This is a genomic window from Marivita sp., from assembly GCF_017643905.1.
Lineage (GTDB): Bacteria > Pseudomonadota > Alphaproteobacteria > Rhodobacterales > Rhodobacteraceae > Marivita.
On sequence record NZ_JAEPMO010000001.1, the window covers coordinates 11659 to 30252 of the forward strand.

The window sequence follows — 18594 nt, forward strand, 5'->3', positions numbered from 1 at the left end:
GCTACATGAGCGGGGGCGGCGCGGGTGTCAAGCCAAGCGCCCGTTACTTGGGTCTCGCCTCGATCAACACGGTGGCCTGTGCCCAAGGGTGATCGTCGGTCAGCGTGACGTGGATGATCGCCTCATGGCCTTCGGGTGTCAGGTCGTCCAGCCGCTTTTTCGCCCAGCCGGTGACCTCCATGATCGGTTGCCCGGTGTGCAGGTTGCGCACCGACATATCCTTCCACGCGATGCCCATGCGAAGCCCTGTACCAAGCGCTTTGGAACACGCCTCCTTGGCGGCCCAGCGTTTGGCATAGGTGCCCGCCACATCGCGGCGGCGTTCTGCCTTGCGTTGCTCGGTCTCCGTGAAAACGCGGTTGCGGAAACGGTCGCCGAACCGTTCCAGCGTGCCAGCGATGCGGTCGATATTGGCCAGATCGGTTCCGATGCCGATGATCATGTGCCTGCTCCGGTTGCTGCAAACATGGGAAAGCTAACGCCCAACGCCCATGCGAGGATGATCCCCAGTGCTATCCCGGCCAGCAATGGCCCTGCGCGTTTGCCAAAGGCGCGGCCCATCGCGCCGTGGACGAAGAAAAACAGAAGGATCACGGGCGCTATGATCAGCAAGAAGAACAGTCCTTCAAGATCGAGCGCCACAGCAATGCCCAGTGACACCAAGAGCGCCACACGTGCCGCGATGCGTCGCCAGAGCGGCGCTTTCCAGACCAATTGCGCATCTGCAACCATGAACGGAATCGCGCCGATGACCAAGGCGGCGATGATGGGCAGGCGTTCTGCGATTGGAAAAAAGTTCGCGCCATATCGGTCCAGTGCAAAACCGAAAACGCCAATCCCCCACGCAAGGAGCGCGACAAGGGCAAGCGTGAATGGAACCACTCCGGTCCAGCCAAGGGCAAATGGCCCCCAAAGCCAGCGCTGCATCGCAAGGCTAAGCAGTCCGAACACACCCAGATGAATAGCGAGGTAATCGGCCACGAGCACGGGCAAGACGCCGAAATCCAACGGCAGCGCGATGAAGGGTGTCAGTATGGCGGGCACGAGCAACGTGCCAAGATAGCGAAGAACGCCGGGTTGATGGCTGGGGGGCAGGGCGGCTTCCGGAACAACCATCCGCGCCAAAAGCGAGGCCAGAACGGTGATCGACGCCATCAAAGCCAGAAAGGCCCAGCCGGTTGGTGGTGCGGATGCGACCGTGTCGCGCTCATAAGCGCGGTTCAGCCAGTCCAACGCCGCCAGACGTCCGGTGCGGGATTGCAGGATGGCGACATGCTCTGTCCACGGCGCGATGATCGCGGCGCGGATCACATCGCCCTGCTTCACTGTTTCGCCTTCCTGTGCGTCCGGGTCGACCGTCTGCAACGCATCAACGCCGAATTCCCGCAAATGCGGTTCCCATTGGCCCGAGATCAGCAGCATGTCTTTCGGCTGGTCTGCCGTGACCGCCTGAGAAAACGCGGACAGCAGGACAAGTGGGCCTGTCTCTGCCTCCAGCGCCACGCGGATCAGAACATCGGTCGCCATGGAATGCCCCAGCAGGGCAACAGGCGCGCCGTCTGACACATCGTCGATCACAGCGCGGGTCTGATCCATCAGAAGTCGGGTTGTGCCTTCGATCTTGGTCACGTCGCCCGACATCGGCACGAGGTGCGCGCCGTGGCCTTCGAAGTCAAACATGTGCACCCTATAGCCCGCCTGCGCGAGGATGAGACCATAGCCCTGCATCATCTCGCGTGACCCGGCAAACCCGTGGGCAATGACCACGTTTGGTCCATCCGCGCCTGCGCGCGCCAGCGTGGCTACGGGGGTCGGGCCGACAAAGCGATCCGTAACCGTTACGCCCGACCGTGCGACTTCAAGCACGAGGATGGAAATGCCCGCGATCAGGATCGCCAGATAGGTCAGGAGCGGGCGGGCCATAGCTTCCCGTCAGGCCCGCGCGGCATCCATGAGGCGACGCATCTCGGCAATTGCAGGGCCGAGCCCGCGAAACACCGATTCCCCGATCAGAAAATGCCCGATATTGAGTTCGACCACTTCCGGGAAGGCAGCAACCGGCGCGACGGTTTCGTAATTCAGCCCATGCCCCGCATGAACCTCAAGGCCCAGCGAATGTGCATAGGCGGACATTTCGCGCATCATTTCCAATTCGCGGTCGCGGGTTGCGAAATCGCCCTCGGCATGGGCGTCGCAATAGGCCCCGGTGTGCAGTTCGATGACTTGTGCCCCGATGCGATGGGCCGCCGCGATTTGACGTTCATCAGCCCCGATGAAGATTGACACGCGGCAGCCAGCCTCGCGCAAGGGGGCGATGTATCCGGCCAGCTTGTTTTCCTCGCGCGCGACTTCCAGACCACCTTCGGTGGTCCGTTCCTCGCGTTTTTCGGGGACGATACAAACCGCATGGGGTTTGTGGCGCAGGGCGATCTTCTGCATCTCGTCGGTTGCGGCCATTTCGAAATTCAACGGCACGCGCAGAGTCTCCATGAGACGGTCAATGTCGCTGTCGATGATATGGCGGCGGTCTTCGCGCAGATGAGCCGTGATGCCGTCGGCCCCGGCTTCTTCGGCCAATTGTGCGGCCCGCACCGGATCGGGGAGGTCGCCTCCGCGCGCATTGCGCAGGGTGGCCACATGGTCGATATTCACACCGAGCCGCAAGCGGCCTGCATAGTCAGTCATTCTCGCCTCCATTATTGAGGCAGAACCTAGTCCGCCGCTTGCCCATCGTCAGCCTGTTTCTTCTTTTTCTTCAATGACGCCAGCTTGGCCTTCAATGCGCCTTTGCGGCGGTTCTGATAGGCGCGGATCAATGGCACTGAGAGGTAGTAGCACACCAGCCCGCATAGAATACCCGGAAGGATGCCGCCGATGAGCCAAGGAAAGAACACCTCGTCATAGAAGATGCCCAAGCCTTCCCAATTGGCAGTGGCGTCGGTGAACATAGCCATGAAGTTGCGCCAGAGGTCTTCCCCGGCTTTCGCAAACTTGTAGCCAATGCTGCCATGCGCGTGGCGAATTTCACCAAGCCCCAAGAGCCAGTATCCGGTTTGCAGGGAAGCCACGCTGATCGGTACATATGTCAGGGGATTGCCAAAGAAGGTCGACAGAAGCGCGGCGAGGATATTGCCACGCATCACCCACGCAATGATACCAGCGGTCAGGAAATGCAGACCGTAGAAGGGTGTGAAGGTCGTCAGAACACCGGCAAAGATGCCGCGCGCGATTCGTTCGGGCGGGTCTGGAAGGCGATTCAGCCGGTGCTGGACGTAACGCGCGGCGCGAGTCCACCCTCCGCGCGGCCAAAGCGCCTCACGGAGGGTGGTCAAGATCGACCGCCTGTCCCGCCGTTTGAATACCAACTCGCGTCCCTTCGATCTTCTTATTCGGCCGCAGCCGCTTGTGTCGACAATGCAGGATCCCGCCGCCGAACCACGGACGCTACATCACTTTCCGCTTCGAGCGCCGACATGACTGCATGCAGATGGTTTGCATCACTCAAGTCGATATCTATGAGCAGTTTGTAAAAGTCCGGTTTTCGATCCACAAAAATCAGGTCAGAGATATTGGCCTTTTTTTCGCCGATCAATGTGCAAATCCGTCCCAGTACCCCGGCATCGTTGCCAATCGTCAGTTCAAGGGAAACCGCATAGACAGGGGGGTGGTTCCCTGCGGCCCAATGCAGGTCAAGCCAGCGAGAGGGGTGATCTTCATAGGCAACCAAGGCACCGCAGTCGATGGAATGGACCGTGACGCCCTTGCCGCGCTGCACGATGCCCACAATTCTTTCGCCCGGAAGCGGCTGGCAGCAGGGTGCACGATCAAAGGCCTGCCCCTTGTCGAGACCGATCACCGCGCTTTGCATTTCGATGAAATCGGTGGGTGCCGGCGCAAGATCCGGATAAACCGCCGCAACCACTTCACGCGCCGACATTTCCGCGCTTCCCAGGCGTGCAAGCAGGTCCTGTGCGTCGGGGATTCGGAGGTTGCGGGCGGCCATTTCCAGAACCTTGTCACTGGATTTCTTGCCCACATTCTCGAAGGCAGAGCGCGCCAGTTCGCGGCCAAGCTGTGCATAGCGTTCGCGCCCGGCTTCGCGCAGTTCCCGGCGAATGGCTGATTTGGCCTTGCCGGTTGTCGCGATGTCCAGCCACGTCGCCTGCGGGGTCTGGCCCTCTGCGGTGACGATATCGACGGATTGGCCGTTCTTCAGCCGTGTCCACAGAGGCACGCGGATGCCATCCACTTTTGCCCCGACGCAGCCCGATCCAATTCGCGTATGGATCGCATAGGCAAAATCCAGAGGCGTTGCGCCGCGCGGCAACTTTACGACGTCCCCCTTCGGGGTGAAGCAGAACACTTTGTCGGGATACATCTCGAGCTTGACCGCCTCGAGAAAGTCTTCGTGGTCGTCATCCCCGTCAAACTGTTCGGTCAGCGAGGCGACCCATTTTGCGGGGTCCACGGCAAAGGGGTTTTCGCTGCGCACACCATCACGATAGGACCAATGCGCGGCCACCCCGGTTTCTGCCACGTCGTGCATCTGACGGGTGCGGATCTGCACCTCGACACGCTTGCCATCGCGGCCGGAGACCGTGGTGTGGATCGACCGGTAGCCGTTCGATTTGGGTTCGCTGATGTAATCCTTGAAGCGGCCGGGAATGGCGCGCCATCGTTGGTGAATGACGCCCAGCGTGGCATAGCAATCAGCCTTGGTTCGGGTGATGATCCGGAAGCCATAAATGTCGGACAGGCGGGAGAACCCGATCTCTTTCTCCTGCATCTTGCGCCAGATCGAATAGGGTTTCTTGGCGCGACCGAACACTTCGGCGTCGATCCCGGCCTTTTCCAACTCGTGCCGCATGTCGCCAGTGATCCGGTGGATGACATCCCCGGTTTCCTTCTGGAGCGTGATGAAGCGGCGAATAATACTGGCACGGCCTTCGGGATTCAGCACGCGGAAGGCCAAATCCTCAAGCTCTTCGCGCATCCATTGCATCCCCATACGGCCCGCCAGAGGCGCGTAGATGTCCATGGTTTCGCGCGATTTTTGGATTTGCTTTTCCGGCTTCATCGCCTTGATCGTCCGCATGTTATGCAGACGGTCGGCCAGCTTGACGAGGATCACACGCAGATCCTTGGACATGGCCATGAACAGCTTGCGGAAATTCTCGGCCTGTTTGGTTTCGGAGCTGGAAAGCTGGAGATTGGTCAGCTTGGTCACCCCATCAACCAGCATCGCCACCTCGTTACCAAAGCGAACAGCTACTTCGGAATAGGTGGATTTGGTGTCTTCGATGGTGTCGTGCAAAAGCGCGGTGATGATCGTCGCATCGTCAAGCTGCTGTTCGGTCAGAATCGCGGCCACAGCGACAGGATGCGAGAAATAGGGTTCGCCCGAGTGACGAAACTGACCCTCATGCATCTCGCGGCCATAGTCATAGGCGGCGCGGATGAGCGCCTCATTGGTCTTGGGGTTGTAGTTGCGCACCAGCGCAACAAGGTCGTCTGCCGCGATCATCGGCGCCTCATTCACATGCGGCCCGCATCGCGGCGGGCCTTAGCCCTGACCCTGCGCCTCCATCAGCGCGCGGAGCAGCTTTTCTTCGGAAAGATCGTCGTCGACGGGCTTGTCGGGTTCCGCACCCATAAGCAGCGCCATTGCGTCTTCTTCCGGCTCGTCCACTTCGATCTGCGTCTGATTCGATTCGATCAGGCGCTCGCGAAGTTCGTCCGCCGACTGAGTTTCGTCCGCAATTTCGCGAAGCGCAACAACGGGGTTCTTGTCATTGTCGCGATCGACCGTGATTGCAGCACCTGCAGACACTTCGCGGGCGCGATGCGCGGCAAGCATCACAAGCTCAAAACGATTTGGGACTTTGTCGACGCAATCTTCAACCGTCACGCGGGCCATGGGAACTCCAATTCATCGGGCAGCCTTTGAGAGATTGCTAGATATCTCTCTGGCTGGATGAATACAAGTCGATATCAGGATTCAAGCACAACAATCTCGGCCAGAGCCTCTGGCGCGAGCGCGTTGCACATCTCGGTCACGGTCAAATGCAAGACCGGATGACGCCAGTCTGCCGCAATATCCCTGAGTGGCACAAGAACAAATGCGCGGTCCTGCAATCGGGGGTGCGGGAGGATCAAATCCGAAGGCGCCGCCTGCCGCTGCGTATCCTGCGGCAAGGTCCGCCAGTGTTCGTATGTCGCCAAATCCGGCAGGACCGAGTCGCCGCAGGCAACAAGATCAAGGTCCAATGTGCGCATTCCCCAACGCTCCAGGCGTTCCCGGCCGTGTTTTGCCTCGATCTCATGAAGGTGGGCCAGCATATCTTTGGAAGTCAGGTCAGACTTTAGATGAACTGCGGCATTGACGTAATCCGGACCTGCTCCAGGCGGGAAACAAGGGGTGCTATAGAAGGCACTGATTGCCGCAATCGTCATATTTTGTTGGCTGAAATCGTTGATCGCAGCGTTCAGAGTATCCTTCGGCGAAGAGCCGCCAGACGGCAGATTCGCGCCCATGGCGATATAAAAGTTGTTCATAAATTTGTCATATGTGCGAGAGTGCTCAGAAATCTCACCTTGCGATACTATGTCAAATCATTAAATCACCCTGCACGGCTTGGCCATTGGGCTTCGGAACCACCACTCCCGTTTGCCGGTTTAGTCGTGTCGATATTTTGAAAGGCTCAATTCATGTTCTACAAAGACGAGCGTTTGGCGTTGTTCATTGATGGATCAAATCTCTACGCGGCTGCAAAGTCGCTCGGGTTCGACATCGACTACAAGCTGTTGCGCCAGGAATTTGTACGCCGTGGAAAACTTCTGCGTGCATTCTACTACACAGCGCTTCTTGAAAATGACGAGTATTCGCCGATCCGACCCCTTGTCGATTGGTTGCATTACAACGGTTTCAACATGCGCACGAAACCGGCCAAGGAATACACAGACAGCCAAGGCCGGCGTAAGGTCAAAGGCAACATGGACATCGAACTTACCGTCGATGCCATGGAACTGGCCGATCACGTCGATCACGTTGTCCTTTTCTCGGGCGATGGTGACTTCCGTCCGCTGATCGAAAGCCTGCAGCGCAAAGGTGTGCGCGTGTCGGTTGTTTCGACCATCCGCAGCCAACCACCGATGATCGCGGACGAACTGCGCCGTCAGGCGGACAACTTCATCGAACTCGACGAACTGCGTGATGTGATCGGGCGGCCACCGCGCGATCCTATGCCAGAGCGTCAACCGGTTGCGGCCGAGCAAGACTAAGCGTTGATCCTGTCCCGAACGCCCCATGTGGAGTGACCTGCTCTCACTCGGCAGTCTATTCATTGTGGCGTTCGGGGCGGCGACGATCCTCCCGTTCCAATCCGAGATTGTGTTCGTCGCGCTGCAATTGCGGGGCGACATTCCGATTGAATGGATCATCCTATTTGCCAGCGTCGGAAATATCCTCGGCTCCGGGCTCAATTACGCCTTAGGCCGGGTTCTGCAACGCTATCGCGGTCGGCGATGGTTCCCGGTTTCCGAAGCACAGCTTGACCGGGCACGGGACTGGTATCTCAAATGGGGTGTCTGGACCCTTTTGTTCAGTTGGGCCCCACTTGGTGACGCCTTGACCATCGTGGCTGGGGTCATGCGGACGAATGTCTGGTTGTTTTTTCTCTTGGTCAGCATCGCCAAGACGGTGCGCTATATCGTTGTGGCCATGGTTACGGCTGCGGCATTCTGATTTCTGCTTGGGTCTGCGCAAGGGGCAGGTCGCGCGCAGCGCGTGTTATGCCAACGAACATCAGCAGCGTTGTCATGCAGAAATAGGCTGCCACACCCACGAACTGCGTTTCGATGCCGACACCCCGGTCGATCAGCAGTCCAGACACGCCCGGACCAAGAGCTGATCCCAGCACCATGACCGCCGTTGCCATCGACTTGATCGCGCCGATATGTGCGGTGCCGTAGAACTCCGCCCAGAACGCGTTGGGCAACGTCGAATTCGCGCCGGATGTGATGCCAAGAAAGACAAACCCCAAGGCAAGGGTCGCGGGACTTTCGCTGGCGGCAAACAACAGGAAGGCACCCACCATCGGCACCTGATAAAATGGCGTCAGCCGCGCGGTTCCCAGCTTGTCCAATGCCCAGCCGGACACCACCATCGAGGTGATGCCGATCGCGGTATAGAGCGGGAAGAAGCTGACGAAGACCAGATGTTCCAGTCCCTTGACCTCGGCAAGATGGACCTGATGGAAAAAGAAGGCGGTGTTGAACGCAGACGGGCCAAGAACAGCGGGCACCATGCACCAGAACAGAGGATGTTTCAGCACTTCCATGCGCCGCCAATGGCGCCCGGACATGCCCAGTGAAACATCGGTTTCTGCATGAGAGGCAGGCGTGCGTTCCTGCGCCAGAAGCCGGGCCAGAATGGGAACCGCGCAAATGCAGACCAGCGCCCCAATGATCCAAAGGGTCTGCCACGCCATCACCGTCATGGCAGCAACCACAGTCAACGGCACAAGGGACTCTCCCACAGCAAACCCCAACGTCGCAATCGAGAGGGCGCGTCCGCGCGTGGCAACAAACCAGCGGGCCATGGCAACAACGGCAATGTGGGAACACATGCCCTGTCCGAAGAACCGCAGTGCGAAGATGATCACGGGCAACGCCCAGACCCAAGGGTTGAAGGCCATGGCAAGACAGGACAGAGCCAGCCCGACCAGAACCAGCGGCCCCAAAAGCCGCACGCGGAAAACATCGGTCAGGCTTCCGGCCCAGATCATCAGCGCGGCAGAGGCCATGGTGCCCACCATGTAGATACCGCCCCACGCGCCGTGGGTCAGATCAAAGGCCAGCCGGATCTCTCCGGCAAAGAGCGAAATGAAATAGGTTTGCCCAAAAGACGACAGGAAGGTGAGCATCGCACCTGCGGTCAGAAAGGGCGCATTCGCGCGAAGATACTCAGTCAGGCGCATGTCACCGCCATGACTCCAAGATCGTGCCGTTGCAAGCGGCAAAAAAGTCGCCTGCTATTTAGGGCCCAAAGCTTTGGGTTTTACGGCAGGACGCGGGCGTTGATCTCGTTGTGGATGCCCTGAATCTCAGCGGGCCATGTGCTCTTGATGTAGCCCAGCACGCTGGCGATCTCGTCATCTGTCAGGACATCGCCAAATCCTATCATGTTCGACTTGTAGCTGCCGCCGACGATGGCTTCTGTGCCTTCACGAACGATCCGCATCAACAGCGCGTTGTTATGGTGCCAGGTGTGGCCGGTTGCGTCATGCGGCGGTGCGGGAAGATACCCGTCCGCATCGCGATCCTGCCAGTTGGGTTGCTGCCCTTCGAGGTTGGCGCCATGGCAGCTTGCGCAATACTCGGCATAAAGCGCTTTGCCCTCGGCCACCCGAACGGCGTCGTCATATGGCAGGGTCGGACGCGCCTCGTCCGCCGTCCATGCTGGCGCGATCCAGACGGCTCCTGCCAGAACGAACGCGGTTATCAGGCTTGCAATGGCGGTCTTTTTCATGCGGACTCCCGGTGTTGATGCATGGCAATCGCAGGCTTCCTGCGCAGGAAGGTCAATTCACACATCGGTGAAAGGCGCATTCCACTGGAAACGTGGCCGTTGAGGCTTTAGGTCTTGGGCAAGACGGAGACCGACATGACCAAACCGCCCCTGACCCTTTACCTTGCTGCCCCGCGCGGGTTCTGCGCCGGTGTGGACCGCGCCATAAAGATCGTTGAGATGGCGCTCGAGAAGTGGGGTGCGCCGGTCTATGTACGCCACGAGATCGTGCACAACAAATACGTTGTGGACGGGTTGCGCGCCAAGGGTGCGGTGTTTGTCGAGGAACTGGAAGAGTGTCCCAACGACCGTCCGGTGATCTTTTCGGCGCATGGCGTGCCGAAAGCGGTACCCGCCGAAGCCGCTAAGCGCGAGATGATCTATGTCGATGCGACCTGCCCGTTGGTGAGCAAGGTGCATATCGAAGCCGCGCGCCACCACGACAACGGGCTGCAAATGATCATGATCGGCCACGAAGGCCATCCGGAAACCATCGGCACGATGGGGCAATTGCCCGAAGGCGAGGTCCTGCTGGTCGAAACGGTTGAAGATGTTGCCACGGTTGAGGTGCGCGATCCCGAACGTCTGGCATTTGTCACACAGACGACGCTCAGCGTGGATGACACGATCGACATCGTGGCAGCCCTGCAGGCCCGGTTTCCCAAGATCGTTGGCCCGCACAAGGAAGACATCTGCTACGCCACGACCAACCGTCAGGAAGCGGTCAAGGCGATGGCTCCGAAATGCGACGCCATGCTGGTGGTCGGTGCGCCCAATTCGTCCAACTCAAAGCGCTTGGTCGAAGTTGGCAGCAAGGCGGGCTGCGCCTATTCGCAGCTGGTCCAACGTGCGCCCGACATCGACTGGCGGTCACTCGACGGGATTTCGAGCGTCGGTATTACCGCTGGTGCCAGCGCGCCGGAAGAGTTGATCACCGAGGTGATCGACGCATTCCGGGATCGGTACGATGTGACTGTGGAGATGGTTGAAACGGCCGTCGAAAACGTCGAGTTCAAGGTGCCTCGAGTGTTGCGGGTGCCTGCTTGAAGATGCGCGCAAGCATACTCCCTACAGGACACATCCCGGCGTAGGGTGCGTTTTCACACGCACCCTTGATATCGTCATTTTTTACCGCCAGGTTTACCGCTGAATTTTCCGGACGGTTTCCCACCAAATTTTCCCGCCGGCTTCCCACCGAACTTACCCGCAGGTTTTCCACCCGGTTTTGCAGCGCCCGCACGTGGTTTGCGCATGCTTTGTGACGGGTCACCAGCATTTGCGCGAGCGGCGGCACGGGCGATGTTCTTCTTGCTGTCGGGGCGGCCTTCGGGCGGGGGCGGACCTTTGGGCTTGCCTTTTCCCTTGTAGGGCTGGGCCTGAAATTCGCTTTCCGAACGACGCGGCGGACGCTCACCACCGGGTTTGTCGCCATAGGGTTTGCGCTCGCGTGCGGGGCCGTCGGATTTGCCTTGGTAGGGCTTGCGTTCGCGTGCCGGGCCATCAGCCTTGCCATAAGGCTTGCCAGTCGGTTTACCCGCCGGTTTGCGATCCGCCGGTTTCGGCTTGCGCACACGTGGGGTCGGCTCATCGTTCCAGTCGATGGGCGCTGCGGACTTTGGGGCCGGTTTCGGTGCAACCTCTTGAACGGGCTCTGCTACCGGTTCAGCGCGTTCCGCGCGGGGCTCCGGCTTGGGCCGGTCGTCGTAGGACTTGCGCTCTGGCTTGTCGCCATAAGGCTTCCGCTCGGGCTTCGGGCCACGATTTGCGGCTGGCCGCGCCCCACGATCGAAATCGGGCGCTTTGTCGAGCTTGGTCAGGGTCACGCCCTTTTCCAGTTCCATGGAGGGTCCGACCGCGTTCAGGAACCGCGCGACCGAGGATTCCTTGATCTGCACCAGCGAATGATCCTGCTGGATGCGGATTGCGCCGATATCGTCCTTGCTTAAATCGCCCGCACCGCAGACCATTGGCAGGATGCGACGCGGTTCGGCGTCGGCCGCACGCCCACCGGACACGGCGAACCAGACACTCGGGCCGAATTCTTCGCGCTTCTCAGGCTTTGCACCTGGATCGGACAGTTCCTCGGGTGCCGTGTGCTGTTCGCGGAACATGCGCAGATAGGCGACTGCGATCTGTTCGGGCGTTTTTTCTGCCACGAGACGGTTGACCACGGCTTCTTCGGATTCGCCAACCGGGGTTTCCCATGCAGGATCGGCAAACATGCGATCCTCGTCGCGCGCCAGCACTTCATCCGCCGAAGGTGCAGACCCCCAGTCGGACTTCAACTTGGCCATGCCCAGAATGCGCTCGGCTTTCTTGCGCACTTTTGGTGTCACGATCAGTGCAGACACACCTTTGCGCCCGGCGCGACCGGTCCGGCCAGAACGGTGGAGAAGGGTCTCGTGGTTCGACGGCAATTCGGCATGGACCACCAGATCGAGGTTCGGCAGGTCGATCCCGCGCGCAGCCACGTCAGTCGCCACGCAGACCTGCGCCCGCCCGTCGCGCATCGCTTGCAGCGCATGGGTGCGTTCGGTCTGGGAGAGTTCGCCCGACAGCGCCACAACCTGGAACCCCCGGTTCGACAGGCGCGTGGTCAGTCGGTTCACCATCGCACGGGTGTTGGCGAACACGATGGCGTTGGGCGCTTCGTAATAGCGGAGAGTATTGATGACAGCATTGTCGGTGTCGCGGTCGCTCACCAGCATGGCTCGGTAGGCGATATCGGCGTGCTGGCTTGTTTCAGACTTGGTGACCACGCGGATCGCATCGCGCTGATAGCTTTTGGCCAGCTTGGCGATCTGCGGCGGCACGGTGGCCGAGAACAGCAGCGTCTGACGGTCTTCGGGGGCTTCGCCAAGAATAAATTCAAGGTCTTCGCGGAATCCGAGGTCCAGCATCTCGTCGGCTTCGTCAAGGATCACGGCACGGCACTGCGACAGGTCGATAGAACTGCGCATGATGTGGTCGCGCAGGCGCCCCGGCGTGGCGACGACGATATGCGCACCACGCTCCAGCGCGCGGCGTTCGTCGCGCATGTCCATGCCGCCCACGGTCGAGGCCATGACCACGCCCGCCTGTGCATAAAGCCATGCCAGTTCACGCTTCACCTGCATCGCAAGTTCGCGTGTCGGCGCGATCACCAGTGCCAGCGGTGCACCTGCGGGGCCGAATGCTTCGTCTTCGAGAATCGTCGGCGCAATCGCAAGGCCAAAGCCCAGCGTTTTGCCCGATCCTGTCTGGGCAGACACCAAAAGGTCGGCGCCGACATATCCGGGATTGAGAACCGCCTCCTGAACCGGGGTCAGCGTGTCATATCCACGGGCATCAAGGGCATCTTGCAGGGCTTTTTTCACGAGCATCGTCTTTTTTGTAAGGTCGGCCCAACAGCGGGCCAAAGCGCGCGTCTAGATCATTGGGCAGCAAATGTATAGCGTCATCACAGCACACCCAGTGAGGATCCGCTATGCTGTCTCTGCAATTCCTTCTGACGGCCTTTGTCGTTGTCATCGCACCCGGAACGGGCGTCATCTACACGCTGGCCATCGGCTTGGGGCAGGGGCGCTGGCCGTCGATCTGGGCGGCGCTGGGATGCACCATCGGGATCGTGCCGCACCTGCTGGCGGCAACACTTGGATTGGCGGCGGTGCTGCATACTTCGGCGGTTCTGTTCAACGTGGTGAAATTCGCGGGTGTCGCCTACCTGCTTTACCTTGCGTGGCAGGCGTTGAAATCCGGTGGGGCGTTGGCGGTGTCGGCTGAACGTCAAACGGAAAGCGGCTTGAGGATCGCGCGACGCGGGGCCTTGATCAACATCCTGAACCCGAAACTGTCGATATTCTTTCTGGCCCTGTTGCCCCCGTTTCTATCCGGCAACCCGGCAACCGCGACGGTGGAAATGGCGCTGATGGGCGGGGTTTTCATGCTGATGACCTTCGCGGTCTTCGTCCTTTACGGCGTCTTCGCCGCTGCTGCACGCACGTGGCTCTTGGGCAGCGAACGTGTGATGCGCTGGCTGAACCGCTCGTTCGCAGCGCTCTTTGCGGCGTTGGCCGGGCGGTTGGCGCTGGAACGTGCCTGAGCTATGTCGCGTCCCGTAACATGAAGACGGACCTGCCATGACCCCAATTCCACGTTCCGCGCTTATCCTTGGCCTTGCCGGTGTGATCCCGTTTGCATGGGGTGCGCTGACGTTGCTGTCCGAGGCAGCGGCACAATTCGGGATGGACGCGCTTGGGCCGCGGTTTATCGGGCCTTACGTGCAACTCAGCTACGGCATGGTGATCCTCAGCTTCATGTCCGGTGTGCTTTGGGGTTTTGCGACCAAAGCCGAAGGCGGGCAGGCCGCCACGGGATATGCGCTGTCGGTGATCCCGGCGCTCTGGGCATTCTTCATGACGGGCGGTGGGCCGGTGTCTGCCGGGACCAACCTGATCTTCGGGTTTCTCGGCCTTCTGGCGCTGGATTTCGCCTTCTGGAAATGGGGCCTTGCCCCGGCTTGGTGGATGCCGCTGCGCGTTCTCCTCACCGGTTTGGTGGTGATTTTTCTGTCTGTCGGAGTGTTCCTATGACCGATCGCGAGACCATCGCCGTCTACGATGCCCGGGCGGCTGACTATGCCAAGCTAGAGCCTTCTGACACGCCAAGCGACACCTTGGCCACCTTTATCAAGGCGTTGCCGCAGGGGGCGCGGGTGCTTGATCTGGGCTGCGGTCCCGGGACATCGGCCCGCCATATGGTGCGGGCAGGGTGCGTGGTCGATGCGCTTGATGCCTCGGCAGAGATGATCGGGCTTGCATCGGCCATCGACGGCGTCACCGCGCGACAGGCGAGTTTTGACGACATCAGCGGAACGGCGATTTTTGATGGGGTCTGGGCCAATTTCAGCTTGCTGCATGCACCCCGCGCCGACATGCCACGACATCTGTCTGCCATTCATGCAGCGCTGAAACCGGGCGGTTTGTTCCATATCGCGGTCAAGGAAGGCACTGGGGAACACCGTGACAGCATCAACCGGCTTTATACCTACTACACCGAAGCCGAACTGACCGATCTGTTACAAACCGCCGGATTTGCCGTTGGCCCCTATCGACGCGGGCGTGACAAAGGGCTAAGCGGCGAGGACGCTGACTGGATTTCTGTAACTGCCCATGCCTGACCTTTTTGCCTATACCGACGGAGCCTGTTCCGGAAATCCCGGACCGGGCGGTTGGGGTGTGCTGATGCAGGCCAAAGATGGTGATACCGTCGTCAAGGAGCGCACCCTTTCGGGGGGAGAGGCCAACACCACCAACAACCGCATGGAATTGCTGGCGGCGATTCATGCGCTGGAAACACTGGCGCGACCGTCAGCAGTGACCATCGTGACCGACAGCGCCTATGTGAAGAACGGCGTAACCGGCTGGATTCACGGCTGGAAGCGCAACGGCTGGAAGACAGCCAACAAGAAGCCCGTTAAAAATGTCGAGCTGTGGCAACGTCTGGACGAGGCGCAGGCGCGGCATGACGTGACATGGGAATGGGTCAAGGGCCATGCAGGCCATCCCGAAAACGAACGCGCCGATGAGTTGGCGCGCGAAGGCATGAAGCCGTTCAAAAAAGGCGCGGCGTGACCCTGATTTCGTGGATCGACCATGCGGCAGTTCTGGTCTTTGCCTTGACCGGCGCTCTGGTGGCCAGCCGTGCTCAGCTCGACATCATCGGCTTTGCCTTTCTCGCGATCCTGACCGGCGTTGGTGGCGGGACGGTCCGCGATGTGCTTTTGGACCGGAACCCTGTCTTCTGGATGGCGGACCCGACCTACCTGGGAGTTGCTGTCTTCGCCGCCTTCGTTGTGTTCTTCACCGCGCATCTGTTCGAAAGCCGGTACAAGGCGATCCTGTGGCTCGATGCGGCCGCATTGGCTTTTGCAGTGGCGGCGGGGGCCAATATCGCTGCCAACGTGGGGCAAAGCGCGGCGATTGTTGTGGTGATGGGCACAGTTACAGGCTGTCTCGGAGGGTTGATGCGCGATGTGGTGGCGAACGAAGTGCCGCTCGTCCTCAAGCAAGGCGAGCTTTATGTCACCTGCGCCGTGGCCGGGGCCGCGATGGTCGCGCTGGCACCCTTTATTGGGCTCAGCCAGACACCAACTGTGCTGGCTGCGGCTGCAATCACCTTCGGTTTGCGGGCAGGCTCCATCGCTTTGGGCTGGAGACTGCCGGTCTACAAATCGCGTCCGCCGCGCAACTGACCTTATTGCAGGTCGCTGAACGCCTCTTGCAGGCGTTTGGCCGCCTCTTCGACGCGATAGGTTTGCGTGGCAAGGTTGAAACGCAGGAATGTTTCGCCACCGGGGCCAAACTCCGGGCCGGGGCTGGGCGCGATGCGGGCATCCTTGCGGACCCGTCGGCTGATCTCTTCAAACGACATGCCCGTATCCGAGAAATCCACCCATGCGAGATAGGTCGAGGCCAAAGGCAACGACCGAACACCCGGAATCGCGTTGACCGCGTCGTCAAAGATGCGACGGTTTTCGATGAGATGTTCGATCTGCGCATCGACCCATTCCGCGCCTTCGGGCGTGTAGGCCGCCGTGACCATCTCAAGCCCCATGCGGTTTGGCGAATAGTCCAGCGATCGAAGCCGCTGCGCCATCGCTTCGCGCAAGGAGGCGTCGGGAATGATGATGTTCCCGGTTTTCAGTCCGGCGATGTTAAAGGTCTTGGACGAGGCGGTCAGGATCACCGAACGATTCCGCGAATCCTTTGCGGCCACATCGTAGGGCACGAAACTGTGCCCCGGATAGATGAAGTCGTGGTGAATCTCGTCCGCCACGACGATGAGATCGTTCTTCTCGGCGAATTCGGCCACTTGGCGCAGTTCCTCGGCGCTCCAGATGCGTCCAGACGGGTTCTGCGGAGAACAGAAAATCAGCATCTTCTCGGTTCCGTCCAGCCGCGACTGCGCATCGTCGAAGTCGATCTGGTAGGTGTCTCCATCCAACGTTAGAGGGCATTGCACTGGCACACGCCCGGCACTGCGGATCTTGAACTCGAACTCGTGATACACCGGGTTGAAGGTAACAATCCGGTCTCCCGGGTCTGACCACACATCCAGACACAGCGCAATCGCGTTGCCCAGCCCTTGGGTCGTCACGATCCAGTCGGAGTCGATGTCCCAGCCATGCCGGTTCTTCATCCACCACTGGATCGCCGCGTGATATTCGGTGTTGTCGGTCCAGTACCCGAACACACCATGATCCACTGCTGCCTGCATCGCCCGCAGCACGCAGGGCGCAGTTGGATAGTCGCTGTCCGCCGTCCACATCGCGATCCCGTCGGCGCTTGGAACGTCGAACTTGCTTTCCAGTATGTCCCACTTGGAGCTGTGCCGTCCACGGCGGTCATTGGGTTTGTTGAAAAGGTCGCGCATGTCTCACTCCAAGCTGCTCGGATTTTTTGGCGACGCTACCCCAGTGAACGGCAGGCGCAAGAGCCGGTCTATTGCCCTCGGGACATTCATTTACTAGATCACTGCTATGAAATTGCCGATCCTCATCCACCCGGACCCGCGTCTGAAAAAGGTCTGTGACACTGTGCCCGATTTGTCGGACGATTTGCGCACGCTGGCCAAGGACATGCTGGAAACCATGTATGACGCGCCGGGCATTGGTTTGGCCGCGCCGCAGGTGGGCGTGTTGTCGCGCCTGATCGTGCTCGATTGCATCAAAGACGAGGAGTCGACGCCGCGTCCTCTGATCATGTTCAACCCCGAGATTCTTGCGTCTTCTGATGATTTGAACGTCTACGAGGAAGGCTGTCTGTCCATTCCGGATCAATTCGCCGACGTGACCCGCCCCGAAGCGGTCAAGGTGGCTTGGATCGACGAAAAGGGAAACCCGAGGGAAGAAGAGTTCGACGGACTTTGGGCGACGTGTGTTCAACACGAGATCGACCATTTGAACGGCAAGCTGTTCATCGACTACCTGAAGCCGCTCAGACGCCAGATGATCACGCGCAAGATGGTCAAGCTCAAGCGAGAGCAGGCGCGCGCATGACTGTGCGGCCCATTGTCAAATGGCCTGATCCCCGACTGTCCAAGGTCTGCGCGCCGGTTGAAAATCTGACCGGGCTGGCCGATCTTGTCCGGGATATGTTCGAGACGATGTACGACGCACCGGGGCGGGGGCTTGCGGCGCCGCAGATCGGTGTGATGCAACGTGTGTTCGTGATGGACCCGACGTGGAAAGACGGTGACCGCAGCCCTTTCGTGTGCATCAATCCGGAAATCCATGCGGCTAGCGATGACACAGCCCAAGCGACGGAGGCCTGTCTCTCTATTCCCGGTGTTTCAGCTGAAGTAACGCGCCCTACTGATATCACGCTCGGTTACACCGATCTGGCTGGTCTCCGGCATGAAACGCGGCTCACGGGATTTGCGGCGACCTGTGCGCAGCATGAACTGGATCATCTGAATGGCGTCGTGATCTTTGACCGCCTTGCACCCCAGATGCGGGCGCAGGTCGAAGCCAGATATGCGGCGCTTGCATGACCACGCGTCTTTGCCTGCCGTGGCCGCACAAGTGCCTGCGCACACCCGCTGAGCCGGTGGAAGAGATCACCGACGAGATTCGCGCGATCTGGGAGGACATGATCGACACGATGGAGGCCATGCCCGGTGTCGGACTCGCAGCGAACCAGATCGGTATCCTGAAACGGTTGGCCGTTGTTGATGCCTCCGATGACCGGGGGCGGGTGGTAAGGATGGCGAATCCGGAAATCCTGCACGCCTCAGTCCAGCTTCGGTCGCATGAAGAGGCGAGCCCGAACATGCCCGGCGTCTTTGCCAAGATCGAACGCCCGCGTGCCGTAACCGTAAGGTTCATGGGGGCAGACGGTACGGTTCACGAGCAGGATTTCGTTGGCCTCTGGGCCACGTCGGTCCAGCACCAGATCGACCACCTGAACGGCAAGATGTATTTCGACCATCTGAGCAAGACCAAGCGCGACATCCTTTTGCGGCGGGCCAAAAAGCTGAAGGGCTAG

General features: G+C 60.0%; 22 protein-coding genes. 11 read left to right on the forward strand and 11 right to left on the reverse strand.

Features of this window, described 5'->3' with window-relative positions:
- Window positions 1–43 precede the first annotated feature (43 nt).
- From acpS to folK, 7 genes are all read right to left on the reverse strand, one after another.
- Window positions 44–442 carry a holo-ACP synthase gene (gene acpS, locus JJ869_RS00080; protein ID WP_292263686.1) on the reverse strand — a complete coding sequence of 133 codons (399 nt, stop codon included), beginning with the start codon at window positions 440–442 and terminating at the stop codon, window positions 44–46.
- Window positions 439–1923: an alpha/beta hydrolase gene (locus JJ869_RS00085; RefSeq protein WP_292263689.1), complete on the reverse strand. Its 1485-nt coding sequence runs from the start codon at window positions 1921–1923 to the stop codon at window positions 439–441. Before JJ869_RS00085 ends, acpS begins: the two co-directional genes overlap by 4 nt.
- 9 nt (window positions 1924–1932) lie before the next feature.
- Entirely contained in the window at window positions 1933–2685 is a 753-nt protein-coding gene (locus JJ869_RS00090; protein ID WP_292263691.1) for a pyridoxine 5'-phosphate synthase, read from the reverse strand.
- Window positions 2686–2711: 26 nt separating this feature from the next.
- Window positions 2712–3365 (reverse strand): DUF2062 domain-containing protein, encoded by a 654-nt coding sequence (locus JJ869_RS00095; protein WP_292263694.1) that lies wholly within the window; start codon window positions 3363–3365, stop codon window positions 2712–2714.
- A 20-nt stretch (window positions 3366–3385) separates the two neighbouring features.
- A complete protein-coding gene (locus JJ869_RS00100; RefSeq protein WP_292263697.1) occupies window positions 3386–5524 on the reverse strand; it encodes a bifunctional (p)ppGpp synthetase/guanosine-3',5'-bis(diphosphate) 3'-pyrophosphohydrolase in 2139 nt (712 codons plus the stop codon).
- A gap of 39 nt (window positions 5525–5563) precedes the next feature.
- On the reverse strand, window positions 5564–5917 hold the full coding sequence (gene rpoZ / locus JJ869_RS00105; RefSeq protein WP_292263700.1) for a DNA-directed RNA polymerase subunit omega: 354 nt from the start codon (window positions 5915–5917) through the stop codon (window positions 5564–5566).
- Between the two features lie 74 nt (window positions 5918–5991).
- Window positions 5992–6534 (reverse strand): 2-amino-4-hydroxy-6-hydroxymethyldihydropteridine diphosphokinase, encoded by a 543-nt coding sequence (folK, locus tag JJ869_RS00110; RefSeq protein ID WP_292263703.1) that lies wholly within the window; start codon window positions 6532–6534, stop codon window positions 5992–5994.
- Between the two features lie 174 nt (window positions 6535–6708).
- Here folK and JJ869_RS00115 point away from each other — a divergent pair, with 174 nt between their 5' ends.
- Entirely contained in the window at window positions 6709–7281 is a 573-nt protein-coding gene (locus JJ869_RS00115; protein ID WP_188480102.1) for an NYN domain-containing protein, read from the forward strand.
- Between the two features lie 25 nt (window positions 7282–7306).
- The gene (locus JJ869_RS00120; RefSeq protein ID WP_292263711.1) at window positions 7307–7744 is read left to right on the forward strand and encodes a YqaA family protein; all 438 of its coding nucleotides are present in this window, start codon (window positions 7307–7309) and stop codon (window positions 7742–7744) included.
- Here the strand turns inward: JJ869_RS00120 and JJ869_RS00125 are convergent.
- Together JJ869_RS00125 and JJ869_RS00130 are read right to left on the reverse strand one after the other, a co-directional pair.
- Window positions 7725–8978 (reverse strand): MFS transporter, encoded by a 1254-nt coding sequence (locus tag JJ869_RS00125; RefSeq protein WP_292263715.1) that lies wholly within the window; start codon window positions 8976–8978, stop codon window positions 7725–7727. The two genes, JJ869_RS00120 and JJ869_RS00125, sit on opposite strands and share 20 nt — an antisense overlap.
- An 80-nt stretch (window positions 8979–9058) precedes the next feature.
- A complete protein-coding gene (locus JJ869_RS00130; protein WP_292263717.1) occupies window positions 9059–9529 on the reverse strand; it encodes a c-type cytochrome in 471 nt (156 codons plus the stop codon).
- A gap of 135 nt (window positions 9530–9664) precedes the next feature.
- On the opposite strand from JJ869_RS00130, the gene ispH reads away from it, so the two are divergent.
- Entirely contained in the window at window positions 9665–10615 is a 951-nt protein-coding gene (gene ispH / locus JJ869_RS00135) for a 4-hydroxy-3-methylbut-2-enyl diphosphate reductase (protein ID WP_292263720.1), read from the forward strand.
- 74 nt (window positions 10616–10689) lie between these two features.
- Here the strand turns inward: ispH and JJ869_RS00140 are convergent, their stop codons facing one another.
- Complete coding sequence (locus tag JJ869_RS00140) at window positions 10690–12930, reverse strand: DEAD/DEAH box helicase (protein ID WP_292263723.1); 2241 nt, start codon at window positions 12928–12930, stop codon at window positions 10690–10692.
- Window positions 12931–13034: 104 nt separating this feature from the next.
- On the opposite strand from JJ869_RS00140, the gene JJ869_RS00145 reads away from it, so the two are divergent.
- Genes JJ869_RS00145 through JJ869_RS00165 form a run of 5 tightly spaced genes read left to right on the forward strand, consistent with a single transcriptional unit; the run spans window position 13035 to window position 15800 of the window.
- A complete protein-coding gene (locus JJ869_RS00145) occupies window positions 13035–13649 on the forward strand; it encodes a LysE family translocator (protein WP_292263726.1) in 615 nt (204 codons plus the stop codon).
- A gap of 37 nt (window positions 13650–13686) precedes the next feature.
- Entirely contained in the window at window positions 13687–14139 is a 453-nt protein-coding gene (locus JJ869_RS00150) for a DUF3429 domain-containing protein (RefSeq protein WP_292263729.1), read from the forward strand.
- Window positions 14136–14726, forward strand: a complete 591-nt coding sequence (locus JJ869_RS00155; protein ID WP_292263732.1) for a class I SAM-dependent methyltransferase — start codon at window positions 14136–14138, stop codon at window positions 14724–14726. The genes JJ869_RS00150 and JJ869_RS00155 overlap by 4 nt, the downstream gene beginning before the upstream one ends.
- Window positions 14719–15180: a ribonuclease HI gene (rnhA, locus tag JJ869_RS00160; protein ID WP_292263734.1), complete on the forward strand. Its 462-nt coding sequence runs from the start codon at window positions 14719–14721 to the stop codon at window positions 15178–15180. The genes JJ869_RS00155 and rnhA overlap by 8 nt, the downstream gene beginning before the upstream one ends.
- Complete coding sequence (locus JJ869_RS00165) at window positions 15177–15800, forward strand: trimeric intracellular cation channel family protein (RefSeq protein ID WP_292263737.1); 624 nt, start codon at window positions 15177–15179, stop codon at window positions 15798–15800. Before rnhA ends, JJ869_RS00165 begins: the two co-directional genes overlap by 4 nt.
- A gap of 2 nt (window positions 15801–15802) precedes the next feature.
- Here JJ869_RS00165 and JJ869_RS00170 read toward each other — a convergent pair whose 3' ends face one another.
- The gene (locus JJ869_RS00170) at window positions 15803–16981 is read right to left on the reverse strand and encodes a PatB family C-S lyase (protein ID WP_292263740.1); all 1179 of its coding nucleotides are present in this window, start codon (window positions 16979–16981) and stop codon (window positions 15803–15805) included.
- Between the two features lie 106 nt (window positions 16982–17087).
- Between JJ869_RS00170 and def (JJ869_RS00175) the strand changes: the two genes are divergently transcribed.
- Genes def (JJ869_RS00175) through def (JJ869_RS00185) form a run of 3 tightly spaced genes read left to right on the forward strand, consistent with a single transcriptional unit; the run spans window position 17088 to window position 18594 of the window.
- Window positions 17088–17606, forward strand: coding sequence for a peptide deformylase (gene def / locus JJ869_RS00175; protein WP_292263742.1), 519 nt, complete (start codon window positions 17088–17090; stop codon window positions 17604–17606).
- Complete coding sequence (gene def / locus JJ869_RS00180; RefSeq protein ID WP_292263745.1) at window positions 17603–18100, forward strand: peptide deformylase; 498 nt, start codon at window positions 17603–17605, stop codon at window positions 18098–18100. Before def (JJ869_RS00175) ends, def (JJ869_RS00180) begins: the two co-directional genes overlap by 4 nt.
- Window positions 18097–18594, forward strand: a complete 498-nt coding sequence (gene def, locus JJ869_RS00185) for a peptide deformylase (RefSeq protein WP_292263748.1) — start codon at window positions 18097–18099, stop codon at window positions 18592–18594. The genes def (JJ869_RS00180) and def (JJ869_RS00185) overlap by 4 nt, the downstream gene beginning before the upstream one ends.